General features: G+C 42.8%; 5 protein-coding genes. 3 read left to right on the forward strand and 2 right to left on the reverse strand.

The window, feature by feature from the left end:
• Nucleotides 1-41 precede the first annotated feature (41 nt).
• A complete protein-coding gene (locus tag RDS42_RS08675; RefSeq protein WP_308783311.1) occupies nt 42-1,523 on the forward strand; it encodes a C69 family dipeptidase in 1,482 nt (493 codons plus the stop codon).
• Nucleotides 1,524-1,536: 13 nt separating this feature from the next.
• On the opposite strand, the gene RDS42_RS08680 is transcribed toward RDS42_RS08675, so the two are convergent.
• On the reverse strand, nt 1,537-2,454 hold the full coding sequence (locus RDS42_RS08680) for a cation transporter (protein ID WP_308783312.1): 918 nt from the start codon (nt 2,452-2,454) through the stop codon (nt 1,537-1,539).
• Between the two features lie 524 nt (nt 2,455-2,978).
• Here RDS42_RS08680 and ileS point away from each other — a divergent pair.
• Nucleotides 2,979-6,131 (forward strand): isoleucine--tRNA ligase, encoded by a 3,153-nt coding sequence (gene ileS / locus RDS42_RS08685; RefSeq protein WP_308783313.1) that lies wholly within the window; start codon nt 2,979-2,981, stop codon nt 6,129-6,131.
• A 13-nt stretch (nt 6,132-6,144) separates the two neighbouring features.
• On the forward strand, nt 6,145-8,607 hold the full coding sequence (locus RDS42_RS08690) for a glycogen/starch/alpha-glucan phosphorylase (protein ID WP_308783314.1): 2,463 nt from the start codon (nt 6,145-6,147) through the stop codon (nt 8,605-8,607).
• Between the two features lie 85 nt (nt 8,608-8,692).
• On the opposite strand, the gene RDS42_RS08695 is transcribed toward RDS42_RS08690, so the two are convergent.
• The gene (locus tag RDS42_RS08695) at nt 8,693-9,370 is read right to left on the reverse strand and encodes an AI-2E family transporter (protein WP_308783315.1); all 678 of its coding nucleotides are present in this window, start codon (nt 9,368-9,370) and stop codon (nt 8,693-8,695) included.
• Nucleotides 9,371-9,566: the final 196 nt, after the last annotated feature.

The raw sequence follows: 9,566 nt of genomic DNA on the forward strand, positions 1-9,566 counted from the left end.
TATAATAAAGAAAAGTTATTTATACACAGGAGGAAATGACTATGCCATGTACTACGATACTGATCGGAAAAAAAGCCACTTATGACGGCTCAACTATTGTTGCAAGAAATGAAGATTCTCCTTCCGGAGAATTCTGTGCCAAGAGACTGGAGGTTATGAAACCGGAAGATCAGCCGAGACTTTATAAATCTGTACTTTCTCATGTAGAGATTCCTCTTCCGGAGGATCCTATGCAGTATACATACCTTCCAAACAGCGATACTGTGGAGGGAATCTGGGGCGCTTATGGAGTCAATGAAAAAAATGTATCCATGACAGCAACAGAGACTTTGACGACCAATGCAAGAGTAGCAGGAGCAGATCCCCTTGTGGTTTATAAAAAAGCCCAGGATGATCAGCCGGAGGTAAAAGGCGGAATTGGAGAAGAAGATTTGGTAACACTTGTTCTTCCGTACATTACTTCCGCAAGAGAGGGAGTAAGGAGACTGGGAAGTCTTCTGGAAACCTATGGAACATATGAAATGAATGGAATTGCTTTTCAGGATGAGCAGGAAATCTGGTGGCTGGAAACAATCGGAGGACATAACTGGATCGCAAAAAGAGTACCGGATAATGAATATGTGGTGATGCCTAATCAGTTGGGAATTGACTGTTTTGATCTGGAAGACGCTTATGGAGAAGAAAAAAATCATATGTGTTCCAGAACTTTGAGAACCCTGATTGAAGAATATCACCTGGATCTGCGTATGGATCCGGAGGAGGAGTTCAATCCCAGGGATGCTTTTGGATCCCATGACGACTCTGATCATGTATATAATACTCCCCGTGCCTGGGCAATGCTCCGTTACTTCAATCCCCGTACGTTTTCCTGGGATGGACCGGATGCAGAATACAGACCAGAGGACGATGATCTGCCATGGTCTCTTGTGCCGGAAAAAAAGATTACTGTAGAAGAGGTGAAGTGGGTTCTTTCCAATCACTATCAGGGAACGCCTTATGATGTATACGGAAAAAGAAATAAAGAGGCCGGCATGTACCGGGCAATTGGAGTAAACCGAAATAATGCTCTGGGACTGGTGCAGATCAGACCTTATATGCCGGAGTCCTTAAAAGCAATCCAGTGGCTTGCAGTAGGTTCCAATGTGTTTAATGCGATGATTCCTGTATATCCTCATGTGGACAAAATGCCGGAATATCTGTCAAAAGCATATGTAAAGCCTACAACAGAGAGTTTTTACTGGGCAAACAGAATTATTGGAGCTCTGGCAGATGCCCACTATCATGAGAATCAGTCCAATATCGAAAGATATCAGGCGGCAGTAGACCGGAAAGTTTATGCACTGGTCAATAAATTTGACCGGGAATTTCTGGACAAAAAGCCAGAAGATGAAAAAGCGTTTTTTGAGGCTGCAAATCAGGAAATCTCTGATTTTACAGAGGAAAAAACAACAGAGGTTCTGGATAAGGTGCTGTTTACCTCAAGCAGCCTGATGAAAAACGGCTTTTCAAGAAGTGATTCATAAGCAGAAATGATATTTATCCTTCCCGGCTGTCCAGGATCAGTTCACAGGAAATATCCGTGAATTCTCCGGAGAGAATCTGGTTCAGCCGGTTGGTTGCTTCATGAAGCTGGTGTACATTCAGGCTGTCAGAATTTATCTGAAAATAAATAGCAACCCATAGCTGTCTTCCTGTACGGGCAATATCGTAAAAAACAGGATGAAAGGAAAAATCCTTCAGGATACCGGAAGAAAGCTCCTTAATTCTGCCAACTGTTTTTTTGTCAGGCGAAAAAAGGAAAAGCTCTCGAAAAGTTTCCATAAGCATTTTGATGCTTTCTGGAATCATAAGTATCATAATAAAAATAGCGACTAACTGGTCAAAATACGGAGCCAGAAAATCAAAAGGAGTATTTTTCAGCTGGGTTGCAATAAAAAAAGCACCCGACATACCAATACTGTATGCCACATCAATTTTCCAGCCCAGGATTTCTGCTTTTACGGTGGGAGAGGAAACATTGCGGCTCATGAATTTCATGATCAGAAAAATACCCAGACTGACAAGTCCGACGATGAACTGAAACAGGGAAACCTGTCCTTTGTTAATATTATTTCCGCCGGAAAGAAGACTTTCAATAACATCAGCAAGAACACTGACCGTTACAGAAGTCAGCATAATATTTTTGACAAGGATAAAAAAGGATTCTACCTGAAAGAAACCATAGGGTCTTTTTTCAGAAACCGGTTTATGGAATAATGGTGTCAAAAACAGAATCAGTACAATAAAGATCAGTTCAGATGCATCATAAAGTGCATCCATAAGAGTAGACTGGGAATGACTGTATACAGCATAGATCAGTTCGGCGGCTACGAAGAACAGTCCACTGATAAATGACAGAAGCAGGATTCTTTTTTCCAGAATTTCTTTTGAGTTTTTTGCAGGTTCAGATGTCATGATTACTCCTTTCAGACAGTTCGCATAAAAAATATATGTGTATAATGAAGGGTATTATATAACAGCCCTAAAATAAAGTAAACACCTGTCAGACTTTCAAAAATATATTTATATTTGATCGAAAAGATCTTGGATTTTTGGAATAATCAGGGAAAGGGCTTGACAGATGGAATTTGTAGACTTTATAATATAGTCTGTATATACGATCACGCAAAAACTTTGATGGAGACAGTAAGCCGCAGACATTCTATACTGACTGATAAGGGATCGAACGCTTCAGAGAGCCGGGGGCAGGTGGAAGCCCGGCGCAAGTAGAAACGGCTGAATATCACTCCGGAGTTTCCAGCCTGAAACTGACAGGGAATAAGGCCGGACGGTTTCCCGCCGTTAGAGGGGGCATGTATCGGCAGAATTCTGTCCGTACAGTGTATGAGGTGGTGCGAAGTGAAGTATACTCTCGTCCTTTTACAGGACGGGAGTTTTTTTATTTATTTAGTAAAGTAATAAGACAGGAGGAATTTATCGTGTATCAGAAAGTAGATACGAACCTGAACTTTGTTGACCGTGAAAAAAAGGTCGAGCAGTTCTGGAAAGAAAACCATATTTTTGAAAAAAGTATGGACAGTCGTAAGGAGGGAGAAACTTATACCTTTTATGACGGACCGCCAACAGCCAACGGCAAGCCTCATATCGGTCATGTGCTGACCCGTGTTATCAAGGATATGATCCCAAGATACCGTACTATGAAAGGAAACATGGTTCCACGTAAAGCGGGCTGGGATACTCATGGACTTCCGGTAGAACTTGAGGTTGAAAAAAAGCTTGGACTTGACGGTAAGGAGCAGATCGAGGCTTACGGTATGGAGCCGTTTATCCAGCAGTGTAAGGAAAGTGTCTGGAAATACAAGGGAATGTGGGAGGATTTTTCTTCTACCGTCGGTTTCTGGGCTGATATGGATCATCCTTATGTAACCTATGATGACAATTATATTGAATCTGAGTGGTGGGCTCTGAAAGAAATCTGGAATAAAGATCTCCTTTATAAAGGATTTAAGATCGTGCCTTACTGCCCGCGCTGCGGAACTCCGCTTTCTGCACAGGAGGTTTCCCAGGGCTATAAGACAGTAAAGGAACGTTCTGCCATCGTTCGTTTTAAGGTTGTAGGAGAGGATGCTTATTTCCTGGCATGGACGACTACACCGTGGACTCTTCCTTCCAACCTGGCGCTCTGCGTAAATCCGGATGAGACTTACTGTAAAGTAAAGGCAGCAGACGGATATACTTATTATATGGCAGAGGCTCTTCTGGACAAAGTTCTTGGAAAGCTTGCCAAAGAGGATGAAAAGGCCTACGAGGTTCTGGAAACTTATAAAGGAACTGATCTGGAATACAAAGAGTATGAGCCTCTTTGGGAATGTACCAGAGAAGCAGCTGCAAAGCAGAAGAAAAAAGCGCATTATGTAGTATGTGACAGCTATGTTACTATGAGTGACGGTACAGGTATCGTTCATATTGCTCCGGCATTTGGTGAGGATGATAACCGTGTAGGCCGCGATTACAACCTTCCGTTTGTACAGTTTGTAGACGGACAGGGAAATATGGCAAAAGAAACTCCATATGCAGGAGTATTTGTAAAGAAAGCAGACCCCCTTGTACTTGTTGACCTTGACAAAGAAGGAAAGCTTTTTGATGCGCCGAAGTTTGAGCACGACTACCCTCACTGCTGGCGCTGCGATACACCGCTGATCTACTATGCACGAGAGTCCTGGTTCATTAAAATGACAGCAGTAAAGGACGATCTGATCCGTAATAACAATACCATCAACTGGATTCCGGAGAGCATCGGAAAAGGACGTTTCGGTGACTGGCTGGAAAACGTTCAGGACTGGGGTATTTCCAGAAACCGTTACTGGGGAACACCGCTGAATATCTGGCAGTGTGAGTGCGGACATATGCACTCCATCGGAAGCCGCCAGGAGCTTTATGAGATGAGCGGCGATGAGAAGGCAAAGACCGTAGAACTTCACCGTCCATACATTGATGAGATTACTATGAAGTGTCCGGAGTGCGGCGGAACCATGCACCGTGTACCGGAGGTAATTGACTGCTGGTTTGATTCAGGAGCAATGCCTTTTGCACAGCATCACTATCCGTTTGAAAATCAGGATCTGTTTGAGCAGCAGTTCCCGGCAGATTTTATCTCCGAGGCAGTTGACCAGACAAGAGGATGGTTCTATTCTCTTCTGGCAGAATCTACTCTGCTGTTTAACAAGGCTCCGTACAGAAATGTTATTGTTCTTGGCCATGTACAGGATGAGAATGGACAGAAGATGAGTAAATCCAAAGGAAATGCGGTAGATCCTTTTGACGCTCTTGAAAAATACGGTGCAGACGCGATCCGCTGGTATTTCTATATCAACAGTGCCCCATGGCTTCCGAACCGTTTCCACGGCAAAGCAGTTGTAGAGGGACAGCGTAAATTTATGAGCACACTTTGGAATACTTATGCATTCTTTGTGCTTTATGCGAATATTGATGAGTTTGATCCGACGAAATATACGCTTGATTACGATCAGCTTCCGGTTATGGACAAATGGCTTCTCAGCAAGCTGAACTCCGTAGTAAAAGCGGTAGATGAGAACCTGGCAAATTACAAGATCCCGGAAAGCGCAAGAGCTCTTCAGGAATTTGTAGATGAGATGAGTAACTGGTATGTAAGAAGAAGCCGTGAGCGTTTCTGGGCAAAAGGAATGGAGCAGGATAAGATCAATGCCTACATGACTCTTTATACAGCTCTTGTGACGATCTCCAAGGCAGCCGCTCCTATGATTCCGTTTATGACAGAGGATATGTATCAGAATCTTGTGAGAAGCGTAGACAAGAATGCACCGGAAAGTATCCATCTCTGTGATTTCCCTGAGGTAAAAACAGAATGGATCAACAAAGAGCTGGAAGAGGATATGGAAGCTCTTCTGAAGGTGGTCGTTCTTGGACGTGCAGCAAGAAATACAGCAAATATCAAGAACCGTCAGCCTATTGGCACAATGTATGTAAAATCTGAGAAGGAAATGGATCAGTTCTACACAGATATTATTGCAGATGAGCTGAACGTAAAAGAAGTGAAATTCGCAAAAGATGTAGAATCATTTATTTCCTACAGCTTTAAACCACAGCTCCGTACCGTGGGCCCGAAATACGGCAAGCTTCTGGGCGGTATCCGTACAGCACTTACAGAGCTGAATGGTACAGCGGCTATGAAGGAACTGAAGGAAACAGGTCTTCTCACTCTGGACATTAATGGAAACAAGGTGGAACTGGCAGAAGAGGATCTTCTGATCGAGACAGCTCAGACTGAGGGTTATGTAACAGAGACAGATGGAGATACTTCCGTAGTTCTGGATACCAATCTGACACCGGAGCTGATCGAGGAAGGCTTTGTTCGTGAAATCATCAGTAAGATCCAGACAATGAGAAAAGAGGCTGGCTTTGAGGTTATGGATAAGATCTGTATTTATGCAAAAGATAATGAGCGTATTACAGAACTGATGAACAATCATAAAGAAGAAATCATGTCAGAAGTTCTTGCAGAGGATATGGTACTCAATGAAACCGATGGTTATGTAAAGGAATGGAACATCAATAAAGAAAATGTCGTTCTTGGTGTAGCCAGAAAGTAGGAGGAAAGAGAAAATGATTAATAAGCAGTTTAAAAAAGAGGCGTTTAAAGAGAGCGTGAAAGAAAATGTAAAGTTTCTGTATCGTAAGACCTTGGAGGAGGCAACACAGGAGCAGATCTTTCAGGCAGTCAGCTATACAGTAAAGGACGTGATCATCGACGACTGGCTGGAGTCACAGAATGCATATCACGAAAAGGATCCAAAGATCGTTTATTACATGTCTATGGAATTCCTTATGGGACGTGCACTTGGAAACAACCTTCTGAATCTTACCGCTTATGATGAGGTAAAGGAAGCTCTTGAGGAGCTGGGCCTCGACCTGAATGTAATTGAAGACCAGGAGCCGGATCCGGCTCTTGGAAACGGCGGTCTGGGACGTCTGGCAGCATGCTTCTTGGATTCTTTGGCAACTTTGAACTACTGTGCATACGGCTGCGGTATCCGTTACCGCTACGGTATGTTCAAACAGCAGATCAAGGATGGTTTCCAGTATGAAGTACCGGACAACTGGCTGAAAAACGGATATCCTTTTGAACTGCGTCGTCCGGAATATGCAAAGGAAGTGCATTTCGGCGGATATGTGCGCGTAGAGTACGATCAGGCTACCGGCACAAATAAATTCATCCATGAAGGCTATCAGGCAGTAAAGGCAGTTCCGTTTGATATGCCTATCCTTGGATATAACAACAAGATCGTAAACACTCTCCGTATCTGGGACGCAGAGCCGATCGTTGACTTCGGACTGGATTCCTTTGATAAGGGTGACTACAAAAAGGCGGTAGAGCAGGAAAACCTTGCCCGAAATATCGTAGAGGTACTTTATCCGAACGATAATCATATGGCAGGTAAAGAGCTTCGTCTTAAACAGCAGTATTTCTTTGTTTCTGCCAGCCTTCAGGCAGCAATTGAAAAATATAAAAAAGACCATGATGATATCCGCAAGCTTTATGAGAAGGTTGTCTTCCAGATGAACGATACTCATCCGACAGTTGCAGTTGCAGAGCTGATGCGTATCCTCATGGACGAAGAAGGTCTTGGATGGGATGAGGCATGGGAAATTACAACCAAGTGTGTTGCTTATACAAACCATACCATTATGTCTGAGGCACTGGAAAAATGGCCGATTGAGCTGTTCTCCAGACTTCTTCCCCGTGTATACCAGATCATTGAGGAGATCAACAGAAGATTCATCCTTGATATTCAGGCGAAATATCCGGGCAACTATGAGAAGATCAAAAAGATGGCCATCATCTATGACGGTCAGGTAAAAATGGCTCATCTTGCAATCGTTGCAGGATTTTCTGTAAACGGCGTTGCAAGACTGCATACAGAGATTTTGAAAAACCAGGAGCTGAGAGATTTCTACGAGATGATGCCGGAGAAATTCAACAACAAGACAAACGGTATCACACAGAGACGTTTCCTGCTTCACGGAAACCAGCTTCTTGCAAACTGGGTAACCGACCATATCGGACCGGAATGGATCACAGATCTTTCCCAGATCAGCAAGCTGAAACTTTATGTGGATGATGAGAAGGCACAGCAGGAGTTCATGAACATCAAATACCAGAACAAAGTACGTCTTGCAAAATATATTCTGGAGCATAACGGCGTTGAAGTGGATCCACGTTCTATCTTCGACGTTCAGGTTAAGAGACTTCATGAGTACAAACGCCAGCTTCTGAACATCCTTCATGTTATTTATCTGTATGACCAGATTAAGCTTCATCCGGAGATGGATTTCTATCCAAGAACATTTATCTTTGGTGCAAAGGCTTCTGCAGGTTATCATACAGCCAAGAAGATCATCAAACTGATCAACGCTGTTGCAGATGTGGTAAATAACGACAAGTCCATCAATAACAAGCTGAAGGTTGTATTTATTGAGAACTATCGTGTATCCAACGCAGAGATGATCTTTGCTGCAGCAGACGTTTCTGAGCAGATTTCTACTGCAAGTAAAGAGGCTTCCGGTACAGGTAACATGAAGTTCATGCTGAACGGTGCACCTACACTGGGAACTATGGATGGTGCCAATGTGGAGATCGTTGAGGAGGTTGGAGAGGAGAACGCATTTATCTTCGGTCTCAGTTCTGATGAAGTTATTAATTATGAGAATAACGGCGGCTATGATCCGAATGTGATCTATAACACAGACGGCGAGATTCGTCAGGTTCTTATGGAACTGATCAATGGAACCTTCTCTAAGGATACAGAACTGTTCCGTGATCTTTATGATTCACTTCTTACAACGAAAAATACAGACCGTGCAGACAGATACTTCATCCTGGCTGACTTCCGTTCCTATGCAGCAGCACAGAAACGTGTAGAGGAAGCTTACCGTGATGAAAAACGCTGGGCTCGTATGGCAATGATGAACACTGCATGCAGCGGTAAGTTCACATCAGACAGAACGATCCAGGAATATGTAGATGATATCTGGCATCTGGATAAGGTTATGATCGAGACAAAATAAAAATAGGCTGATACAGATGTGAATGTACAGTGAAACGAAAACAGGAACTGATGCTTGAGTCAGTTCCTGTTTTTGCATGTTGATGTTATTTAAAAACATGTATGGTTCCATTGTCATTTAGTTTTTTAATGAATGAAATGGCAATTGGAAAACCAAAAAGCCCCCATATGCCTAAAAATCTTAAACCTGTAAGCATACTGATGAGTGTAAGCACAGGATGCAGTCCCATCTGTTTTCCGATCAGTTTGGGTTCTACGATATTTCTGATGATGGTAATCGCGATATATAAAAGGAAGATACCGGCTGCCAGAGGATAGTTCTGGATAAGGAGACAGATGATCCCCCATGGGATCAGAATCGTACCGGTTCCCAGAACAGGGAGGATATCTAAAACAGCGATCAGCAATGCCAGTAACCCGGCATAGGGTATTTTTAATAAATGAAAACCAATAAATAATTCTATAAACGTAAGGCATAGTACAAAACCATAAGACACCATAACTTTAGGTAAGGTGTGGATAAAGTAGTTTTTTATTTCCAGAACAAGTTCTTTTTTTGTATCCGGGATCTGTCTTCTGCAAAAATCTATGATTTTTTTGAAATCAATAGTGATAAAAAACATTGCAATGATGGTGATGATGGTCTGCATAAACAATGTGGGGATCACAGATATTATATTGGCAAGCGAGGACAAAATACTGTTGGAAAAATGGCTGACAGCCTGATTTATACTTTCCAATACAGTGGAGGCATTGTTCTGCAAAACATCTAAGAGGGACAGATCGATGCTGTGGAACCGGGCAAATGCCTGTTCAATAAAGGGGATGATAAAATTGTCAAATAAATCCTAGGTAATTGCGAAACAAGTCCGCAATTCTGATTGAAAACAGGCGAAGGCTCCTGCCATGCAGGATTCTTGGGATAGGAAGTGAAAATCGTTCATTTCTTGGCACAACAAA

The sequence above is a fragment of the uncultured Blautia sp. genome (assembly GCF_902497045.1).
In the GTDB taxonomy this organism is placed as follows: domain Bacteria; phylum Bacillota; class Clostridia; order Lachnospirales; family Lachnospiraceae; genus Blautia_A.